At 69.0% G+C, this 17,763-nt stretch carries 19 protein-coding genes and 1 pseudogene; 13 read left to right on the forward strand and 7 right to left on the reverse strand.

The features are described from left to right. Window positions 1–84 precede the first annotated feature (84 nt). From FGL91_RS03935 to FGL91_RS03955, 5 genes are read left to right on the forward strand one after another with little or no spacing between them, the layout of a single operon-like run. Entirely contained in the window at window positions 85–1,461 is a 1,377-nt protein-coding gene (locus FGL91_RS03935; protein WP_165875480.1) for an ABC transporter substrate-binding protein, read from the forward strand. Then, window positions 1,458–2,414, forward strand: a complete 957-nt coding sequence (locus FGL91_RS03940; RefSeq protein ID WP_131493556.1) for a carbohydrate ABC transporter permease — start codon at window positions 1,458–1,460, stop codon at window positions 2,412–2,414. The genes FGL91_RS03935 and FGL91_RS03940 overlap by 4 nt, the downstream gene beginning before the upstream one ends. Further along, on the forward strand, window positions 2,411–3,283 hold the full coding sequence (locus FGL91_RS03945; RefSeq protein WP_131493558.1) for a carbohydrate ABC transporter permease: 873 nt from the start codon (window positions 2,411–2,413) through the stop codon (window positions 3,281–3,283). The genes FGL91_RS03940 and FGL91_RS03945 overlap by 4 nt, the downstream gene beginning before the upstream one ends. Further along, the gene (locus FGL91_RS03950; RefSeq protein WP_153243140.1) at window positions 3,280–4,668 is read left to right on the forward strand and encodes a Gfo/Idh/MocA family protein; all 1,389 of its coding nucleotides are present in this window, start codon (window positions 3,280–3,282) and stop codon (window positions 4,666–4,668) included. The genes FGL91_RS03945 and FGL91_RS03950 overlap by 4 nt, the downstream gene beginning before the upstream one ends. Then, a complete protein-coding gene (locus FGL91_RS03955; RefSeq protein WP_153243141.1) occupies window positions 4,665–6,827 on the forward strand; it encodes an alpha-N-acetylglucosaminidase in 2,163 nt (720 codons plus the stop codon). The genes FGL91_RS03950 and FGL91_RS03955 overlap by 4 nt, the downstream gene beginning before the upstream one ends. On the opposite strand, the gene FGL91_RS03960 is transcribed toward FGL91_RS03955, so the two are convergent. From FGL91_RS03960 to FGL91_RS03970, 3 genes are all read right to left on the reverse strand, one after another. Next, window positions 6,824–8,245 carry an MFS transporter gene (locus FGL91_RS03960; protein ID WP_194239305.1) on the reverse strand — a complete coding sequence of 474 codons (1,422 nt, stop codon included), beginning with the start codon at window positions 8,243–8,245 and terminating at the stop codon, window positions 6,824–6,826. The genes FGL91_RS03955 and FGL91_RS03960 overlap by 4 nt on opposite strands. A gap of 76 nt (window positions 8,246–8,321) precedes the next feature. Beyond that, a complete protein-coding gene (locus FGL91_RS03965; RefSeq protein WP_047524192.1) occupies window positions 8,322–8,678 on the reverse strand; it encodes a hypothetical protein in 357 nt (118 codons plus the stop codon). Then, the gene (locus tag FGL91_RS03970; RefSeq protein WP_134352497.1) at window positions 8,675–9,325 is read right to left on the reverse strand and encodes an acyl-CoA synthetase; all 651 of its coding nucleotides are present in this window, start codon (window positions 9,323–9,325) and stop codon (window positions 8,675–8,677) included. Before FGL91_RS03970 ends, FGL91_RS03965 begins: the two co-directional genes overlap by 4 nt. A 303-nt stretch (window positions 9,326–9,628) precedes the next feature. Between FGL91_RS03970 and FGL91_RS03975 the strand changes: the two genes are divergently transcribed. Then, complete coding sequence (locus tag FGL91_RS03975) at window positions 9,629–10,552, forward strand: hypothetical protein (protein WP_153243142.1); 924 nt, start codon at window positions 9,629–9,631, stop codon at window positions 10,550–10,552. On the opposite strand, the gene FGL91_RS03980 is transcribed toward FGL91_RS03975, so the two are convergent. Continuing rightward, window positions 10,540–11,379: a sulfurtransferase gene (locus FGL91_RS03980; RefSeq protein WP_131493567.1), complete on the reverse strand. Its 840-nt coding sequence runs from the start codon at window positions 11,377–11,379 to the stop codon at window positions 10,540–10,542. The genes FGL91_RS03975 and FGL91_RS03980 overlap by 13 nt on opposite strands. 173 nt (window positions 11,380–11,552) lie before the next feature. Here FGL91_RS03980 and FGL91_RS03985 point away from each other — a divergent pair, with 173 nt between their 5' ends. The 4 genes from FGL91_RS03985 to FGL91_RS04000 all read left to right on the forward strand — a co-directional run bounded on the left by FGL91_RS03985 (window position 11,553) and on the right by FGL91_RS04000 (window position 14,054). Further along, window positions 11,553–12,434: a DMT family transporter gene (locus FGL91_RS03985; protein WP_153243143.1), complete on the forward strand. Its 882-nt coding sequence runs from the start codon at window positions 11,553–11,555 to the stop codon at window positions 12,432–12,434. 60 nt (window positions 12,435–12,494) lie between these two features. Further along, on the forward strand, window positions 12,495–13,154 hold the full coding sequence (locus FGL91_RS03990) for a GTP cyclohydrolase II (protein WP_153243144.1): 660 nt from the start codon (window positions 12,495–12,497) through the stop codon (window positions 13,152–13,154). A 29-nt stretch (window positions 13,155–13,183) separates the two neighbouring features. Next, window positions 13,184–13,657, forward strand: coding sequence for a MarR family winged helix-turn-helix transcriptional regulator (locus FGL91_RS03995; RefSeq protein ID WP_131493571.1), 474 nt, complete (start codon window positions 13,184–13,186; stop codon window positions 13,655–13,657). Window positions 13,658–13,721: 64 nt separating this feature from the next. After that, window positions 13,722–14,054 carry a helix-turn-helix domain-containing protein gene (locus FGL91_RS04000; RefSeq protein WP_153243145.1) on the forward strand — a complete coding sequence of 111 codons (333 nt, stop codon included), beginning with the start codon at window positions 13,722–13,724 and terminating at the stop codon, window positions 14,052–14,054. A 48-nt stretch (window positions 14,055–14,102) separates the two neighbouring features. Here the strand turns inward: FGL91_RS04000 and FGL91_RS04005 are convergent, their stop codons facing one another. Beyond that, a complete protein-coding gene (locus FGL91_RS04005; protein WP_153243146.1) occupies window positions 14,103–14,693 on the reverse strand; it encodes a ClpP family protease in 591 nt (196 codons plus the stop codon). After that, on the reverse strand, window positions 14,690–15,304 hold the full coding sequence (locus FGL91_RS04010; protein ID WP_131493575.1) for a ClpP family protease: 615 nt from the start codon (window positions 15,302–15,304) through the stop codon (window positions 14,690–14,692). The genes FGL91_RS04005 and FGL91_RS04010 overlap by 4 nt, the downstream gene beginning before the upstream one ends. 124 nt (window positions 15,305–15,428) lie before the next feature. Here FGL91_RS04010 and FGL91_RS04015 point away from each other — a divergent pair, with 124 nt between their 5' ends. Further along, window positions 15,429–15,902, forward strand: a complete 474-nt coding sequence (locus FGL91_RS04015) for an acyl-CoA thioesterase (RefSeq protein WP_052193822.1) — start codon at window positions 15,429–15,431, stop codon at window positions 15,900–15,902. Between the two features lie 17 nt (window positions 15,903–15,919). On the opposite strand, the gene FGL91_RS04020 is transcribed toward FGL91_RS04015, so the two are convergent. After that, a complete protein-coding gene (locus FGL91_RS04020; RefSeq protein ID WP_153243147.1) occupies window positions 15,920–17,134 on the reverse strand; it encodes a trans-sulfuration enzyme family protein in 1,215 nt (404 codons plus the stop codon). Between the two features lie 112 nt (window positions 17,135–17,246). On the opposite strand from FGL91_RS04020, the pseudogene FGL91_RS19215 reads away from it, so the two are divergent. Further along, window positions 17,247–17,345: pseudogene (locus FGL91_RS19215) on the forward strand (AsnC family transcriptional regulator); the annotation flags it as partial. A gap of 79 nt (window positions 17,346–17,424) precedes the next feature. Continuing rightward, entirely contained in the window at window positions 17,425–17,715 is a 291-nt protein-coding gene (locus tag FGL91_RS19025) for an Lrp/AsnC family transcriptional regulator (protein ID WP_227992042.1), read from the forward strand. Window positions 17,716–17,763 lie beyond the last annotated feature (48 nt).

The following is a 17,763-nucleotide window of genomic DNA, read 5'->3' on the forward strand; positions in this document are numbered from 1 at the left end:
CGCGGGAAGATCACAGGACTGCCGCGGCACTGCCGCCCGGTGGTTCTCCCCGGCGCATGGCGCCACAACCCGAGGAGTGTTGACTTGACCCGTTCGTCAGCGCCGCGCATCGCGGCTCCCCTCGCGGCTCTCGCCGCGCTAGTACTGATCGCCGGATGTTCCGCACCTGCCGACGACTCCGCCGCTGAGGCGCAGAGCATCGTGTTCTGGACTCCGCAGACCACTCCCGAGCGGCTCGCGGCTCAGGAGGAAGTCGCCGCGGCCTTCACAGAAAAGACCGGCATTGAGGTCGAGGTAGTACCCATGGCGGGTGCCGACCAGGATCAGGCCCTCGTCACCGGCGCCGCGAGCGGCGACGTACCGGACGTCATCCTGCACGCCTCCACCCAGACCGGCGCGTGGACCTCGCAGGGTCTGCTCGACACCGCGGCCGCGAGCACCCTCGTCGACACACTGGACGCCACGACGTTCAATGAGAATGCCCTCACGGCCGTCACCATCGACGGCGAGATCTCGGCGGTGCCCAGCGACGGCTGGTCGCACGTGATCGCCTACCGCGCCGACCTGCTCAAGGAGGCCGGAGTGGACGTCCCCGCGTCCGTCGAAGAACTCGCCGAGGCGGCGGCGACCGTCAAGGACGAGCTCGGCATCACGGGCCTGGCATTCGGCACGCAGGCCGGCACGGCGTCGGCGACCGAGGGCATCCAGTCGCTGTTCCAGAGCGCCGGTTGTGAGCTGGTGAAGGACGGAGAGGTCACCATCGACTCCGACGCGTGCACAGTGGCCGCGGAACAGTTCCTCGCACTGCGCGACTCGTCCACCGCGGGCGACTTCGACGTCATCAGCGCCCGCGCGGCCTACCTCAACGGCGACGCTGCCATGCTCCTCTTCTCCACGCACATCCTCGACGAGCTGGCGGGGCTCGACCCGGCCACCCCGGCGACCTGCCCGGAGTGCACCGGCACCCCGGACTTCCTCGCGCAGAACACCGAGTTCCTGACCGTTCTCGGCGACGAGCCGCGACAGTACGGAGCGATTCTGGGCTACGGCATCCCGACCGGAGCGAACGTCGAGGCCGCGCAGGAGTACATCGAGTTCGTGCTCGACGAGGGCTACGCCGACACCCTCGGCGTCGCAACCGAGGGCCGCATCCCGTTGCGCAATGGCACAGGCGACGACCCCGAGGCGTTCGCCGCCGCGTGGGGTGGGCTCGGCATCGGACCCGCGCACGATCGCACCTCGGCTGAGATCTACGGCGACGAGTTCGTCGACGGCATGAGCGAGGGCATCAACTCCGTCTACCTGTGGGGGATGGGCACCGACGATGCCACGCTCGCCGGTCTCGTGTTCAGCCAGGGCGTGCTTGCGAACCAGATCGAGGCACTCTACAACGGCGCTCCGGCCGCCGACGTCACAGCCGCGATGAAGGCGGCTGTCGAGGAGGTCAAGGCGGGCCTGTGAGCACGGCACCTCTCCGTCACCGTCGGGAGCGGCCCCGCCGCTCCCGACGGGACGACCGCAATGGACTCCTGCTCACGACCCCGACCTTCCTCGTCATCCTGCTCGCGTCGATCATCCCGCTGCTGCTGGTGATCGTCTTCGCCTTCAGCGAGATCCGACTCGTCGACATCCCGCGCCTGGGTACGGAACCGATCGAGTGGACTCTCGACAACTTCCGTCGCGCGCTCGCCAACCCCTCATTCTGGCAAGCGTTGGGCACCACTCTGCTCTACTCGACCCTCACCATGGTGGGCTCGGTCGGGGTCGGCCTGGCGCTCGCCCTCGCCCTCCGTCGGCCTTTCCGCGGCCGCGGCATCGTCCGGGCACTGCTGCTGGTTCCGTACGTCCTCCCCCTCATCGCCGCCGTCACCATCTGGCAGACGATGCTGAACCCGCAGTACGGGCTCGTGAACGCCTTCGGCCGGGAGGTGCTCGGCTGGGAGCAGGCCGTAGGTTTCCTCAACACCTCGACCGCACAGGTCTTCGGCGTCTCGGTGCCGGTGTCACTTCTGGTCGTCGTGGCCTTCGAGATCTGGACCTCCGCGCCGCTCGCATTCCTCTTCCTCACGGCGCGGTTGCAAGGGGTCTCGCCCAGCATCGAAGAGGCGGCCGCGCTCGACGGCGCGAAGCCGCGGCAGATTCTGTGGAGCATCGTGATGCCGCAACTCAAGGGCGTCATCCTACTGCTGTGTCTGCTGCGCTTCATCTGGACCTTCCAGAGCTTCAGCGAGGTGTACCTGCTGACTGAAGGCGCCGGCGGCACTCAGCTGATGGCCCTCAAGGTCTATACGGAGCTCGTCACGCGCGCCGACATCGGCAGCGCCTCCGCATACGGACTGCTGATGTCCGTCGTGCTCATCGCGCTCCTCACCGTGTACGTCATCGCCACGCGCAGAAAGGTCGATACCGAATGACCACCCGCCGTCGCTCGCCGTCGCGTCCGCGGCCCGCCGCAACCGTCGGTCGTGTACTCCTCATCGCCGTCGCGCTCCTCGTCGCGATCGGCCCGGTTCTCTACGGTTTCATCCTGTCGGTCCGGCCATACTCGTCGATCGTGCAGGAGCCGCTCAACCTGATCCCTTCCTTCGACGAGCTCGACTTCTCCGGCTACACCACCGCGATGCTCGATCCGGATCAGGGCGGATTCGGCCTGGGGCGATTCGTGATCAACTCCTTGCTCGTCGGGCTTGGGACGGTGGTGCTCTCCGTGCTCGTGTCAATCCTCGGCGCCTACGCAGCAGCCCGCTTGCGGTACCGGGGACGACGCGGGATGAACGCGATCATCCTCGCGGTGTACCTGTTCCCCGGCATCGTGTTGTCCGTACCGCTCTTCGTGCTGCTCGCCAGAGCCGGGCTGACCGGCTCGCTGGTGGGCCTATTCCTCGTCTACGTTGCCACCACCGTCCCGGTATCGATCTACATGTTGCGCAACTATTTCCAGGCGCTCCCCGAAAGCGTGGAGGAGGCCGCGATCGTCGACGGCGCCTCGCTTCCGCAGATGTTGCGGAGCGTCGTGCTGCCGATCGCCCTGCCCGGAGTGGTCGCAACCTCGATCTACGTCTTCATGATCGCCTGGAACGAGTACTTCTACGCGCTGCTCTTCCTCGTTCGCGACCGCTCGCAATGGACGGCGCCGCTCGGAATCTCACAGCTGGCGGACTTCAACGTGCCGGTCACCGTGCTGCTGTCGGGTTCCATCGCCGTCACCATCCCCATTGTCATCCTCTTCTTCCTCGCGCAGCGCTACCTCGTCGAGGGACTGACGGCAGGAGCCGAGAAATGAGCACACCCGACGGACCCCAGCGGATCGTCATCATCGGCGCGGGCGGACGTGGCCGCGATGCGTACGGGCGGTGGGCCGTAGAGCACCCGGATCGAGCCAGGGTCGTGGCGGTCGCCGATCCGTCGCCCGAGCGAAGGCACGCACTGGCCGCGGATGCCGGCGGCGCCCGCACCTATGAGGACTGGCAAGGCGCGGTAGCCGATCTCGCCGCGCTCAAGGCCGACGCGGTGGTCATCGCCGTTCCCGACGCACTGCACGTGGACGTCGCGATCGCGGTCGCCGACGCCGGCCTGCCGTTCCTCCTAGAGAAGCCCGCGGCGCCGAACCTCGGTGAGCTGCGGCGGCTCGTGCAGCATGCGCGCCGCACGTCGTCAGCACTCGCGATCGGCCATGTCCTGCGGTTCACGCCGTTCTGGCGGTCGGTGAAGGCCATCCTCGACGCGGGGACGATCGGGCGGATGCTCACCCTCGAGCTCAGAGAGAACGTCGGTTACTGGCACTTCGCGCACTCCTACGTGCGCGGCAACTGGCGCAACAGCGCCACCTCGGGACCTATGGCGTTGACGAAGACCTCGCACGACCTCGACCTGATCCGCTGGCTGGTCGGCACGGCTCCGGAGAGCATGTACAGCATCGGCGATCTGAGCTGGTTCCGGCGGGAGAACGCCCCCGAGGGGGCGCCGGAGTTCTGCGTCCAGGGCTGCCCGGTCTCACAAAGCTGCCCCTTCTTCGCTCCGCGATACTACGTCGATGCGCTCGCCGGCGTAACTGGACACCCGGTGCACCTCCTGGGTGCCGACACTTCTCCCGCTGGCCGCATGCGCGCTCTGCGCGACGGCGACTACGGCCGATGCGTGTACCGCGGCGACAACGACGTGGCAGACCACCAGCAGACGACCATGCGATTCCCGATGGGCGTGACGGCCACGCTCACTGCCTCGGCATTCACCGCCGAGAACACTCGACACGTCACGATCACCGGGTCCGCCGGCCAGATCTCCGGCCACATGGAGAACGGCGAGATCGTGGTGGACCTGTTCTCTCCGACGGCGCGGATCCCGGAAGGGTTGCCACTGGACGCGCATGAGGTGCACACCAAGTCGCCTATGGCTCACGAACGCCACATCTTGCGGGTGACGCTGCCAAACCCCGACCTTGGCGATCACGCCGGCCACGGTGGTGGCGACGCCGGGCTGATGGCGGAATTCATCGAGGCGGTGCGCCAGGGATCAGTAGGTAGGGGAGAATTGTCGTTCCAGACGGCTCTCGACAGCCACCTGATGGCGTTCGGCGCCGAGGCATCGCGCCGATCCGGCGAGCCCCTCGACTTCGCAGCGTGGACGGCTGAGATCGATCTGCACCTGGACGACAGGCTGCGCGCATGAGCGGTCATGTCGAGTCCGCTGTGCGTGCGCTGATCGACAGGGTCGGCGGCGATGCGGCGACGGTGAGGATCGAAATCCTGCAGGAGGCCTCCTCCGGCTCACGCATCGCGGGATTCGAGGCGAGCGAGGGCGTGCTCACCCTACGTGGATCCGATGCCTCAGCGGCAGCGAGCGCCTTCGCCCGCTATCTGCATTCACAGGGTCACCGCATCACCTGGGAGTCCCCGCGGCCGATCCGACCTCTCACGCCCTGGCCCGACGCGGACAGAACCGACGTGCGTACGCCGTTCGCGATCCGATACCACCTGAACGTCGTCACGCACGGGTACTCGACGCCGTACTGGGATTGGGCTCGGTGGGAGCAGGAGCTCGATTGGATGGCGTTGCATGGCGTGACTCACCCGCTCGTCCTCACAGGCTACGAAGCGGTTCTCGCTGAGACTCTGGGGCTCCTCGGCATCGACGGGGCCATCGCTCGAACCTGGATAGGCAGCGCTGCGCACCTTCCCTGGATGTCTATGGGAGGGGTTCACGACTTCGGCGGACCGCTCCCGTCACGGTGGGATGAGCGCCGACTCGCGCTCGCTCGTCGGATCATCGCGCGTGCACGCGAGCTCGGCATGACACCCGTGCTGCCGTTGCCCGGTGGGCATCTGCCCGCCGCAGTGACGGGCGACGAGGCCGCCGAGATCGAGTGGCAGGGCTGGCGAACACCGATGCTCGACCCCGCCTCGCCCGCGTTCGCGCACATGCTAAGGCTGTTCCTCGAGACCCAGCGCAGGTTGCTCGGTGACCCCGGGCCCGAGCCCGTGTTCGCCGTGGATCCCTACATCGAATCCCTCCCGCCGTCCACGGACTCGGCGCAGCTCGCAGCCGCGGGCGCGGGGGTGCACACGGCGATCACGGCTATTTACCCCGCGGCGACGTGGCTGCTGCAGGGCTGGCCGTTCCACTACCACCGCGCCTTCTGGACGTCAGATCGCGTCGGCGCCTACCTGTCGCGCATTCCGCACGAGCGACTTTTGCTGATCGACCTCTGGGGCGAGCACGCACCGATGTGGCGAGAGGGGATGCACGGGCGTCGTTGGCTGTGGACCGCCGTGCACAACTTCGGCGGACGCTTCGCGCTCTTCGGCGACTTGTGCGGGCTTGCCCGCGACGTCGCCGAACTGCGCGCGCGGCACCCGGAGCGCTTGGAGGGCATCGGCGTTGCGCCGGAGGCGATCGAGAACAATACCGTGTTCTACGAGCTCGCCGCCGACCTCGTCTGGGACGACGTGGACGTCGACGCGTGGCTCGACGACTTCGCGATGCAGCGGTATGGTGTGGACGACGACGCGGCACGCGAGGCCTGGCGTCTGCTCGGATCCACGCTGTACGGTCGCGGGCGAACCCGATCGATCCCGTCACCTGTGATCGCACGGCCATGGAGCGCCGCTGCGCCCTTCGCCTCGCAGCGGCTGGCTGGGGAAGCGCTCGTCGCGGAGCCTGCACGAATGTCGGCGAACATCGACGCGGAGAACGACCCTGCGGTGTTGGGAGACCTGCCGTCGATCGCGCGCGCAGCCAGCCTCCTGATCTCCCTCGGAACGAAGACGGACTCACGAGACGCTCAGGAACGAGACGTGGTCGAGCTCACCTCGCACGTGCTTGCGCAGCAGACGCGGCTTCGCATCCGGGGGATCCTTCGGGCTTTCACCGACCGTGACGTGAGCACGCTGCGCCGAGAGGGCGCTCGGCTGCACGACGACCTGCTCGCCCTGGACCGGCTGGCAGCCACCAGGCGGGAATCCCGGGTGTCGACGTGGATCGCACAGGCGCGCTCCTGGGGAGACACGCATGCCGAGCGAGAGGTGATGGAGCGAGATGCACGCAGCCTGGTGTCGGTGTGGGGCCACCAGTCGAGCGGATTGCACGACTACTCCGGGCGGCATTGGTCGGGTCTGATCCGCGACCTCTATGCGCGGCGGTGGGCCGCCTGGGTGTCATGGTTGGCCGACGCGGTGGAACACGGGACGCGGCCGAGCGAGGACGATCTGCGCCGCGTCATCGTGGAGATCGAGGAGCAGTGGCGGGAGGCCCACGGCTCCGACGACGGATCCGACGAAGATCCTCTCGCGCTCGCAGCCCAACTGCTCACCCGCGCGGGATACGCCTAACCCGAATGCTCCTCGACGTGATCGCGCGGCATGAATGCGGCAGCGAGCAGCGTGAGCATGGCCGTCGCGGCGACGGCGACGAACACCCACACCGAGGCGTGGATGATCGTCTCCGGGTCGTCGGCGCCCGCACCCTGCGCGATGACCGCGTTGGAGATCGCGCCGAACACCGCCACGCCCACCGCACTCCCGGCGGAACGTGCAAAGGCGTTCATGCCCGTCACGGCACCGCGTTCCCCCCAGCCCACGGAGGACTGTGCGGCGATCAGGGTCGGGGCGGCCGACCAGCCGAGGCCGAAGCCGAGCACGAACGCGATCACCGACATCACGAACGGGTTCGGCCACGAGGAGACCGCGGCGAGCACGGTCGCCGCGAACGTGGCGATGCTCATGCCGATCAGGGTGGTGCGGCGAAAGCCGATGCGCAGGTACAGTCGTCCGACGTTCGCCGCGGCGATGGGCCAGCCGAGAGTCAAGGCGGCGACCGCCAGGCCGGACAGGAGGGGCGCGATGCCCAGTGACCCTTCCAGGTACGCGGGGGCGAAGCTGGTCACACCGATCATGAGCGCCCCCACCCCGAGTGACACGAGCGTGGTCGTCAGGATCAACGGCCGCGCCGCGAGCCGGAGATCGACGATCGGCTCCGCCGCCCGCCGCTCGACCATCGCGAAGAACGCGAGGGCCACGACGCCCACCCCGAAGCAGAGCGCACTCGGCACGGAGATCCAGTCCCAGGCGTTCCCACCCTCGAGCATCCCGAGGATGAGTCCGGTGAGCCCGATCGTGAGCAGGACCGCCCCGGCGTAGTCGATCCGGTGCCGACGGGTCTGCTTCTCCTCCTTGTACTTGAGTTGCAGCATCCACGCGGCGATCAGACACAGGGGGATGTTCACCCAGAAGATCCATCGCCACGCGTCGAGCTGCGCGAAGATGCCGCCGAGCGCGGGTCCGACCACCGACGAGATCGCCCACACGCTCGCGATGTACCCCTGCACCTTCGCGCGCTCGGCGACCGTGTAGATGTCGCCCACGATCGTCATCGCCATCGGCGCGACCGCGCCCGCCCCCAAGCCCTGGATGAGGCGGAACAGGATGAGCGCGGGCATGCTCCACGCGAACCCGCAGAGCACGGAGCCGAGCAGGAACAGGGCGATCCCGAGGAGGATGATCGGCTTGCGGCCCACCGTGTCGGCGAACCGGGAGTAGATGGGGACGCTCACCGCCTGCGCCAGCAGATATACCGAGAACAGCCAGGGGAACTGCTGGTAGCTGCCGAGATCGCGGACGATGCTCGGGACCGCGGTCGCGAGGATCGTGGCGTCGATCGCGATGAGGCCGGTGGCGAGCATCAGCGCGCCGAGGATGGGGCCTCGCGCCGAGCGGAGTCCGATGGAGGCGCGGTCGACGGGGGCGGTCACTTCAGGAACAAGCGGTCGGACGGCGCGACTATTCCGGACGAGGGCGGAACAGCAGGGGATGCCGCACGCCCGACGGTCACGACGAAGCCGCGCGGCCGGGCTGCTCGCCGTCCGCCTCGCCCTCGGGCTCCGGGTCGTCGTAGAGCACCGGACGGTCGATGGTCTTGGTGACATCGGCGGGGTCGACCGCCAGGATCAGCATCGCGAGGATCAGGAGCGTGACGATGAACGCGCCACCGCCGACCACGAGGCCGAGCGCCACCGGGGTCAGCCCGTCATAGCTGCCGTTCGCGATCGCCGTGTTCACCCTGGCGGTGAAGGCTCCGGTCGAGACCAGGGTCACGACCATGGCGAAGACGCCGCAACCCAGCGCGATCAGCAGCAGGTGCAGCGGGCGCAGGATGTCCCGACGGGTGGGCTTCTCGTCGCTCATCGCGTTCCTCCGTGCTCCGCAGCGGCGGTGTCGTCGTTCGATTCGGAGACCGCGGTGACGGTGTCCACTCGCTTCGGGGTGAGGCCGGCGATGCCGAGGAAGACGGCGAGGATCGCCGCGTACCCACCGAACATCCCGACGCCGAGGATGATGCCGGACAACACGAACGTGCCGGCCTTCTCGATCGTGTACTCCTGGACGAAGCCGGCCGGGATCAGCAGCAGCACGATCCCGAGCAGCACCCCCAGCGCGCCGACCGTGATCGCGTCACGGGACAGCGGATCGGCGTTTCGACGAGAGCGGATGCCGGCGAGGAGCTCGATGCCGCCGCTCAGGATCGCCCAGGTCGAGACGACGATGAAGAACAGGTCATCGGAGCGCCAGGCCGGGATGCCGCTCACGGCGCCGGCGAGCGTGCCGAGGACACCGAGCAGGATGTAGGGCCAGCGGGACCCCGCGGGGAGCACCAGCCACGCGGCCAGCAGCTGGATGAGCGCGGTGACGAAGACGAAGCCGCTGAACACCGAGAGGCCGACGGGAGCGGAGTGGTCCGACGAGAAGGTGATCATCAGGGCGGCGACGGCGGCGAACAGTGCGCGCAGCAATTGCACGTGGCGCATGGTGAATGCGCGAGCAGGGGCAGACATGACGATCCAGAGTCCTCCGGGGTGTTGCTCCCAGTCTACGCGGGGGCGCAGAGCCGCCGCGCCCGCGGCGTGCGGAGGAGGTTTCGTGAAGCCCGGCGGATCTCCCCAGATCGATTGCCGGGCTTCACGACGTACGCAGCAAGGGGGGCATCACTGCGTCAGGCCGGTCTTCGCACGGTCGGGCACCCTACCTGCGACGACGGCCAAGTGACCCCACATGCCCACCCGGTCCCCTGAGGTATGCGCGTGCGGTCGTATGCTCACTCTAGGACGGTGGGCTTCACATACCGGATGGGGGCTGTGATGAGTTACGAATATGACGCGCGCAGATCCGGATCCGGCGCATTCGCGGGAGCGCTGCGCGATGCGATCAACGCCAGGGACGTGACACTCTCCTGGTTGCAGCAACAGCTCAATGCGCGCGGGAACCGCGTCTCGATGGCCACCCTGAGCTACTGGCGCTCCGGCGCCCGGCACCCCGAGGGGGTGCAGTCGCTCGCCGCACTCGCCGACATCGAGGACCTCCTCCGACTCGAGGCCGGGGCCCTGAGCAGGCTTCTCCGGTCGACGAACCGCACGGGACCGCTCGGGCCCAATCAGTTCCCGATCGATGAGGAAGAGCTCGAGCGCGCGGTCATGGACGCGTTCCAGGCGCTCGGTGCGTCGTATCCCGACACCTCCCGAGAGCTCACGACGCACTCGGTGACGGATGTCGGGGCCGACGGCAACATCGCCTACAGCGTCACCCGCAGCATCGTGCAGTCCACGGTCGGCACCATCACGGCGATCCCGTTCCTGGAGATCACTCCCGGGGTTCGCACGCCCGCACCCGTGATCGAAGCCGTCTCCGGAGGCAGGATCGCCGCACGGTACTCCCACCCCGATGGCGAGGTCCACGGGGTGCTGTTCGAGCTTGACATCCCGCTGACGGCCCCGGACACCGCGATGGTCGAGTGGTCGGCGGAGTATCCGCCCGACTACCCGGAGACGCGCGACACCGGGCACGCGCTAGCGCAGAAGGCCCGGGAACTGCTGGTGTGGACCCGTTTCCATCCGGACGCGATCCCGGACTGGTGCGAGGAGCACCTCGAGACCCCTGAAGGCGTGACTCTGACACCGCTGCCGCCGCCCCGAGGCACCTCGGTGCACCTGGTGCGCCGGGCGTTCGGCCCCGGTGCGCTCGGCCTGCGCTGGGGATACGGACCCCGCGAGGATCAGCCCGGCTGATCGCCGGTCGCCACCGGGCGGCCAGGGGTGTTCGACCACTGGCTCCAGGATCCGGGGAACACCTTCGCCTCGATCCCCACCTCGTGCAGGACCAGCGCGGTGTGGGCGGCGGTCACGCCCGAACCGCAGTACGCAGCCACCGGCGTACCCGGGGTCACCCCGACCGCCGCGAGGGTGGCGAGCACGGTATCGGTGTCGAGGAGTCTCCCCTGGTCGTCGAGGTGGAGCGTGGTCGGCAGGTTGCGCGCGCCCGGGATGTGACCGGCCACCGGGTCGAGCGGCTCGGTCTCGCCGCGGTACCGCTCGGGGGCGCGCACGTCGAGCAGGACTCCGGCTTCCGGGAACGCCGCCGCCTCGTCGATCGAGAGGGCATCGCGCCCGATCTCCTCGAGGACCACGTCGCCGGGCTCCGGACTCACGTCATCGGTCGCGACCTCGAACCCCTCGGCCTGCCACCCGCGGAGGCCGCCGGCGAGCACGCGCACGTCGACCCCCGCCTGCCGCAGCAGCCACCACGCGCGCGCCGCCGCCGTGCCCTTGGCATCGTCGTAGGCGACCACCGTGTCGCCCACGCGGACACCCCAGCGCCGGGCCGCGGCCTGGAGCGTGGCCGTCGACGGCAGCGGGTGCCGTCCGTCCGAGGGCTCTCCGTGGGTGGAGAGCTCCGTGTCGAGCGCGGCGAACACGGCGCCGGGGATGTGTCCCGTGAGGTAGTCGTCGTGCCCCGTCTCCGGGCGATCCAGCCGCCACCGCACATCGATCACGCGCACCGGTGCACCCCGGGTCAACAGGTCGTTCAGCTCGACGGCACTCACGAAGTCGCTCATGCTGCGAGGCTACCGAATCCTCGGGTCACCCCGTCCTCACCTTCGAATCGCGTGAATGGCCGCATCCGGCGCCGGAATCGGACCATTTGCGCGATTCGAAAGAGGATTCCGGCCACTAGGCTCGATCCGGCAACGTCGAGAAAGGGCCCACGATGCCCTCTCGACTTCGCTGGATGCGATTCCGCCCGGAGGAGGCCGCGCTCCTCGCGATCACCGCGGTCTGGGGTGGCACCTTCCTGCTCGTGCACTGGGCGATGGACCATTCCGGACCCTGGTTCTTCGTAGGCGTCCGCTTCCTGATCGCGGGTCTGATCAGCGTCGTGATCTTCCGCCGGGTGCTGCGCGGGATCCGGTGGCGCGACGTCGGCGCGGGCGTGGCGATCGGGGTGATGATCTACCTCGGCTACGGCTTGCAGACGCAGGGGCTGCAGACGATCGACAGCAGCACCTCCGCCTTCATCACCGCGATGTACGTGCCCCTGGTCCCGCTCGCGCAGTGGGCCGTGTTCCGCACGCGCCCTCCGGTCATGGCCTTCGTCGGCGCGGGGCTGGCGTTCGTGGGACTGCTGTTCATCGCCGGGCCCGACGCCTTCGCGCTCACCCTCGGCACCGGCGAGATCGTGACCATGATCAGCACGCTGCCGATCGCCGCCGAGATCATCCTGATCAGCCTCTTCGCGGGAAAGGTCGATCTCGGCCGCATCACGGTGATCCAGCTGCTGACGGCCGGCGTGCTGGGGCTGCTCACGATGCCCGTGGTGGGTGAGGGCGTGCCGGAGTTCTCGTGGATCTGGGTCGGCTGCGCGGTCGGCCTCGGAGCGGCGAGCTGTCTGATCCAGCTGACGATGAACTGGGCGCAGAAGTCGGTCTCCCCCACGCGCGCGACCATCATCTACGCGGGTGAGCCGGTGTGGGCCGGCGTCATCGGACGCATCGCCGGGGAGCGTCTGCCCGTGACCGCACTCATCGGCGGGGCACTCGTGGTGCTCGGGATCCTCGCGAGCGAGCTGAAGCTCGTGCGGCGTACTCCGGCGGAACGCCCGCCTGACAGGTAGACAACCGGGAGACATCCGAGGGTCGGGGAATACTCCGCTGGACTGCGCGTTGCACCCGGCATGATTGAAACTTCAACCGTCGCTCCGGTCGCCACGGAGCGCACGCGCGTCCGAGTGCCGCTGCGCTTCGGCGACGGCTTCTCCACGACCGCCGACGTCGTCACCTTCGACGGACTCATCGACGGCCGCGAGCACCTGCTGCTCGGACTCGGCGATTGGCGTGCAGCGCTCGAACGCGCGACCGAGGGCGGGGAGGCCCCGCTCGTACGCCCGCACAGCGAGTGCCTGACCGGCGACGTGTTCGGCTCGGAGCGCTGCGACTGCGGCCCCCAGCTGCGCGAAGCCGTGGAGCGGATCGCGGAGGACGGCGGCTTCCTGCTCTACCTGCGACAGGAGGGTCGGGGCATCGGCCTCTACGCCAAGCTCGACGCCTACGCCCTGCAGGACGCGGGGCTGGACACCTACGAGGCGAACGTCGCCCTGGGACACGGTGAGGACGAGCGCGACTACACCGTGGCCGCCCAGATGCTGAACGCGATCGGCGTCGACGACATCCGCCTGCTCAGCAACAACCCCGACAAGGCCGTGCAGCTCGAAGCACTCGGCATCCGCGTGACCGAGCGGGTGCGCACCGAGGTGCACCTGTCGGAGTCCAATTCGCGCTACCTGCAGGCCAAGAGGGACCACACGGCGCACACGCTCGACCTGTCGGCGGCGTGACACCCGGCGTGACATCCGAGGAGGACACCATGACGGCGGAGCAGCAGCAGCCGCGGCGACTCGACGACACCGAGATGGACACCTGGCTCCCCATCATCCGGTTCGTCCAGCTCCTCCCGCAGGTGCTCGACCGCACCCTCAAGGAGGAGGTCGGCCTCAACCACGCCCGCTACGCCATCCTCGTCACGCTCGCCGGGCAGGGGGACGGCATCGTCACGATGACCGAGCTGGCGCGCATCGCGGGGCTCAGCCGCTCACGCCTGAGCCATGCCCTCGACTCGCTCGAGGAGCGCGGCTGGGTCGAGCGCACGTCCTGCAGCACCGACAAGCGAACCCTCTCGGCCGCTCTCACCCCTGCCGGTCGGGAGATGCTGCGCACGGCGGCTCCGGTGCACGTCGAGCAGGTGCGCGAACTGGTGCTGGATCCGCTCACCCCCGAAGAGCGCGACCAGCTCGGGGCGATCCTCGGCAAGTTGCTGCCGGGAGTCACCGCAGCCCTGTAAAGGTCGGGTTCTGCTCTGAGCAGAACCGCTCGAAGCCTCCGGAGACCCCGGTTTATCGTGAGGCATGGCCGACAACGTCCCGTTCCCGCGCACTCCTCGTTCCGACCGTCCACAGCCCCACGGACCCGAGCCCCTGTGGCGACACCTCCTGGGCGACCAGCTGCGCCGACGTCGACACGACCGCGACGAGACGCTCACCGCCACCGCGGAGAAGGCCGGCCTCTCGCCGCAATACCTCTCCGAGGTCGAGCGCGGGTTGAAGGAGCCGTCGAGCGAGATGATCGCCGCGATCGCAGGGGCTCTGGACACGAGCCTGATCGAGCTCACGAGCGCCGTCGCCGAGGAACTCCGCACGACCACCACGGTCCCGCGCGGCGCCTTCGCGCTCGCCGCCTGAGCCGCGTGCGTCAGCCATCCGTCCGGCAGCGTGCGTCCGAGGGGGTCGTCAGGTGCGCGCGCCCAGCACGGTGTCGATCAAGCCGTAGTCCCGGGCGGCGGATGCGGTGAAGACCCGGTCGCGGTCGGTGTCGGCGCGCAGCTCCGGAACCGTGCGACCCGTGTGCTCGGCGAGGATCCCCTCCATGTCGGAGCGCACCCGCACCACCTCGTCCGCCGCGAGGATCAGGTCGGGGATCGCACCCCGGGACTGTCCCGCGGGCTGATGCAGCACGATGCGCGCGTGCGCGAGAGCGGCTCGCTCCCCGGAGTCTCCCGCGGCGACGAGCAGCGCTGCGGGTCCGATCGCCTGTCCGACACACGTCGTGGCGATGCGCGGGCGGATGTGCCGCATGGTGTCGTAGATCGCCAGCGCCGCTCCGGGGTCGCCGCCCTCGCTGTTGATGTAGAACTGGATGCCGGACTCCGGGCTGTCGGCGTCGAGGTGCAGCAGTTGGGCGATCAGCGCGTTGGCGACGCCCGCATCGATGCCGGTGCCGAGATAGATGACGCGCTCGGCGAGGAGGTGCGAGTACACGTCCATGACCCGCTCCCCCCGGGGATGCTGCGCGATCACGTTCGGGATCGTGTAACTGCTCATGCGTCCGCCCCCAGTCCGACCCGCGGGCGTCGTCGCGGCATCACCTCGGCGATCGAGGCCACGATCCCGTCGATGAACCCGTACTCCTGCGCCTGCGTCGCGGTGTACCAGCGGTCGTGGAGCGAATCCTCGAAGATGCGCTCGAGGGGCTGCCCGGTGTCGGCGGAGATGAGTCCGAGCACGGTGTCACGCATGTGGCGCAGATCATCGGCCTGCGTCTCGAGCTCGCCGGCGGACCCGCCGATCCCCGCGGACCCCTGATGCATCAGGATGCGCGCGTGCGGGAGGGCGCGTCGCTTGCCCGGCGTGCCCGCGGAGAGCAGGAACTGCCCCGCACTGCAGGCAAGGCCCAGGGCCAGGGTCGCGACGTCGTTCGGAACGAGTCGCATGAGGTCGCGGATCGCGAGCATGGACGGCACGGAGCCGCCGGGCGAGTGGATCCAGAGGGCGATGTCGGCGACGGGGTCCTCGGACGACAGTGCGAGCAGCTGCGTCATCAGCAGGGTGCCGTTGTCGTCGTCGAGCGCGCCGTCGAGCACGAGCACCCGCTCGTGGAACAGCGCACGCCGGGCCTCGGGGCCGAAGTGCGGGATGGGGTTGTCTTCGCTCATGCCCCCAGCTTCCGCTCTCGCGTGCCGCGTCCGGCGGGATTCTGCCGTGGGCGGCTCTGCCCTGAGCAGATGTCGAAAACGCGCCGTAACATCGCCGACTCACGGCACCCCTACCCTCGAGCTCATGGCGAAGCAGAAGGCACCGGCCTGGCAGTGGTCGGAAGACGGACTCAACTTCCGCACCCGCAAGTGGGTGCGCCCGGAAGACCTCAATGCGAACGGTTCTCTGTTCGGCGGGAGCCTGCTGAAGTGGATCGATGAGGAGGCGGCGATCTACGCGATCGTCCAGCTCGGCAACTATCGCGCCGTCACCAAGCACATCTCGGAGATCAACTTCGAGGCCTCCGCGGTGCAGGGCGACCTGATCGAGATCGGCCTGCAGGCCACGCACTTCGGCACGACCTCCCTGACGATGCGCGCCGTGGCCCGCAACATGATCACACGCAAGCGCATCCTGACGATCGAGAAGATCGTGTTCGTGAGCCTGGACGACGATGGGGTGCCCACCCCGCACGGCTACCACGAGATCACCTACGATCGCGATCGGATGCCGACCGAGCGCATCGCGACCGGGACGATCCGCCTGCCCTCGCTCTGACGCGGATCCCCCTGCGGCTACGCGGGAACGGCCTCTGCCGGCGCGCCGCTGCGGGCGGAATCGGCGACCGTGAAGGCCTGCGCGAGATCCGCGATCAGGTCATCGACGTCCTCCAACCCGATCGACAGCCGCAGCACATCGGCGGCCGGGCGGGCCTCGGGCGGCACGGGCCGGTGGGTGAGCGCCGCCGGGTGCTGGATCAGCGAGTCCACGCCGCCGAGCGAGACGGCATGGGTGAACAACCTCGTCGCCGTCGTCACGGCGGAGGCGGCAGCGAATCCGCCGCGCATCCGGATCGCGATCATCGCCCCCGTGCCGCGCATCTGCCGTTCCAGGATGCCGCGCGGATCGCCGTCGAGCCCGGGATAGAAGACCTCGGCGACCTCCGGCCGGTCGATCAGCCACTGCACGACCCGCTGCGCACTCCCCTGCTGGTGCCGCACCCGCACCGGCAGGGTCGTGAGGCCGCGGTGCAGCAGATACGCCCCGAGCGGATGCAGGAGCCCCCCGGTCACCGCCCGCACGCGGCGCAGCGCCTCCGCGGTCTCTTCGCTGCAGGCGACGACACCGGCGATCACATCGCCGTGGCCGCCGAGGTACTTGGTGGCGCTGTGCAGCGACATCGCGGCGCCCAGATCGATCGGGTTCTGAAGCACCGGGGTCGCGAACGTGTTGTCGACCACGACCGGCACCGACCCGGCCTGGCGCACCACATCGGCGATGTCGGCGATGTCGAGGGTCGGGTTCGCCGGGGTCTCGACGACGACGAGGCCGGTGTCCGGACGCACGGCGGCGGCGACCTCGTCGGGATGGCAGTACGTGGTCTCGACGCCGAGCAGTCCGGAGCCGAGCAGGTGATCGGTGCCGCCGTAGAGCGGACGCACCGCAACCACGTGGCGTGCGCCCGTCGCGCCGGCGTGCGCGAGGATCACGGCTGTCATCGCCGCCATCCCCGAGGCGAACGCGACCGAGGCCTCGGCGTGCTCGAGTTCGGCCAGAGCGTCCTCGAACCGGGCGACCGTGGGGTTCCAGAGCCGGGCGTAGACCATGCTGCCGTCCGCCGGCGGGCGGCCACCTGTGGCCATGGCCTCGTACGAGTCGCCCCCGCGCTCGATGTCGGGGAGCGGATTGGTCGTCGACAGGTCGATCGGCAACGCGTGCACCCCGAGACCCTCGAGGTCGGAACGGCCGCTGTGAACGGCGACGGTGTCGGGATGCAACGGTGCAGTCATGCCTCCACGTTGCCGGAATCGCGGCACTTTTGCAGGAAGTCGACAGGATCCACCATGAATCGAGGTTGTTTCGCTATTCTGTGCAGGATCCGTCCGACGAAGGAGCCGAAGGTTGGCGAAAGCACAACTCGATGAGACCGACCTCGAACTGCTCGCGGTCCTCACCCGCGACGCCGAGATCACGAACAAAGCCCTGGCGCACCGCCTGCGTCTCGCCGAGTCGACGTGCGCGCATCGCGTGCGTTCCCTGCGCGAGCGCGGGGTGATCCGCGACACCCGCATCCGTGTGGATGGCGCGGCCCTGGGGCTTCCCGCTGCAGGCGATCATCAAGGTGCGGCTCGCGAATCACACGGGCGACAAGGTGACGGCGTTGTTCGATGCTCTCGCCGGCGTCCCGCGTGTGCTGCAGGTGTTCCACGTCGCCGGCGTCGACGACTTCCTCGTGCATGTGGCCGTGGAGGACGCGACGGCGCTCCGCGACATCGTCCTCGAGCACATCACCGTCCATCCCGTCGTGCGCGGCACCGAGACCCAGCTCGTCTTCGAACTGCGCGACGGCCCCGGCCCCCTCCCCCGCTGACCCCGTCCCCCGTCCCGTCCCCGTCCCCCGCCGGTTGCGGGATCAAAA

The sequence above is a fragment of the Microbacterium sp. CBA3102 genome (genome assembly GCF_007954505.1).
Taxonomy (GTDB): Bacteria; Actinomycetota; Actinomycetes; order Actinomycetales; family Microbacteriaceae; genus Microbacterium; species Microbacterium aurugineum.

Coding starts and splice junctions, on each gene's coding strand:
- FGL91_RS03990 (WP_153243144.1), top strand. CDS start 12,495: ATGATTGAAACTTCAACCGTCGCTCCGGTCGCCACGGAGCGCACGCGC.
- FGL91_RS03980 (WP_131493567.1), bottom strand. CDS start 11,379: ATGAGCGACTTCGTGAGTGCCGTCGAGCTGAACGACCTGTTGACCCGG.
- FGL91_RS03995 (WP_131493571.1), top strand. CDS start 13,184: ATGACGGCGGAGCAGCAGCAGCCGCGGCGACTCGACGACACCGAGATG.
- FGL91_RS03955 (WP_153243141.1), top strand. CDS start 4,665: ATGAGCGGTCATGTCGAGTCCGCTGTGCGTGCGCTGATCGACAGGGTC.
- FGL91_RS04005 (WP_153243146.1), bottom strand. CDS start 14,693: ATGAGCAGTTACACGATCCCGAACGTGATCGCGCAGCATCCCCGGGGG.
- FGL91_RS03945 (WP_131493558.1), top strand. CDS start 2,411: ATGACCACCCGCCGTCGCTCGCCGTCGCGTCCGCGGCCCGCCGCAACC.
- FGL91_RS19025 (WP_227992042.1), top strand. CDS start 17,425: ATGGCGCGGCCCTGGGGCTTCCCGCTGCAGGCGATCATCAAGGTGCGG.
- FGL91_RS04010 (WP_131493575.1), bottom strand. CDS start 15,304: ATGAGCGAAGACAACCCCATCCCGCACTTCGGCCCCGAGGCCCGGCGT.
- FGL91_RS04020 (WP_153243147.1), bottom strand. CDS start 17,134: ATGACTGCACCGTTGCATCCCGACACCGTCGCCGTTCACAGCGGCCGT.
- FGL91_RS03975 (WP_153243142.1), top strand. CDS start 9,629: ATGAGTTACGAATATGACGCGCGCAGATCCGGATCCGGCGCATTCGCG.
- FGL91_RS03970 (WP_134352497.1), bottom strand. CDS start 9,325: ATGTCTGCCCCTGCTCGCGCATTCACCATGCGCCACGTGCAATTGCTG.
- FGL91_RS03965 (WP_047524192.1), bottom strand. CDS start 8,678: ATGAGCGACGAGAAGCCCACCCGTCGGGACATCCTGCGCCCGCTGCAC.
- FGL91_RS04015 (WP_052193822.1), top strand. CDS start 15,429: ATGGCGAAGCAGAAGGCACCGGCCTGGCAGTGGTCGGAAGACGGACTC.
- FGL91_RS04000 (WP_153243145.1), top strand. CDS start 13,722: ATGGCCGACAACGTCCCGTTCCCGCGCACTCCTCGTTCCGACCGTCCA.
- FGL91_RS03985 (WP_153243143.1), top strand. CDS start 11,553: ATGCGATTCCGCCCGGAGGAGGCCGCGCTCCTCGCGATCACCGCGGTC.
- FGL91_RS03950 (WP_153243140.1), top strand. CDS start 3,280: ATGAGCACACCCGACGGACCCCAGCGGATCGTCATCATCGGCGCGGGC.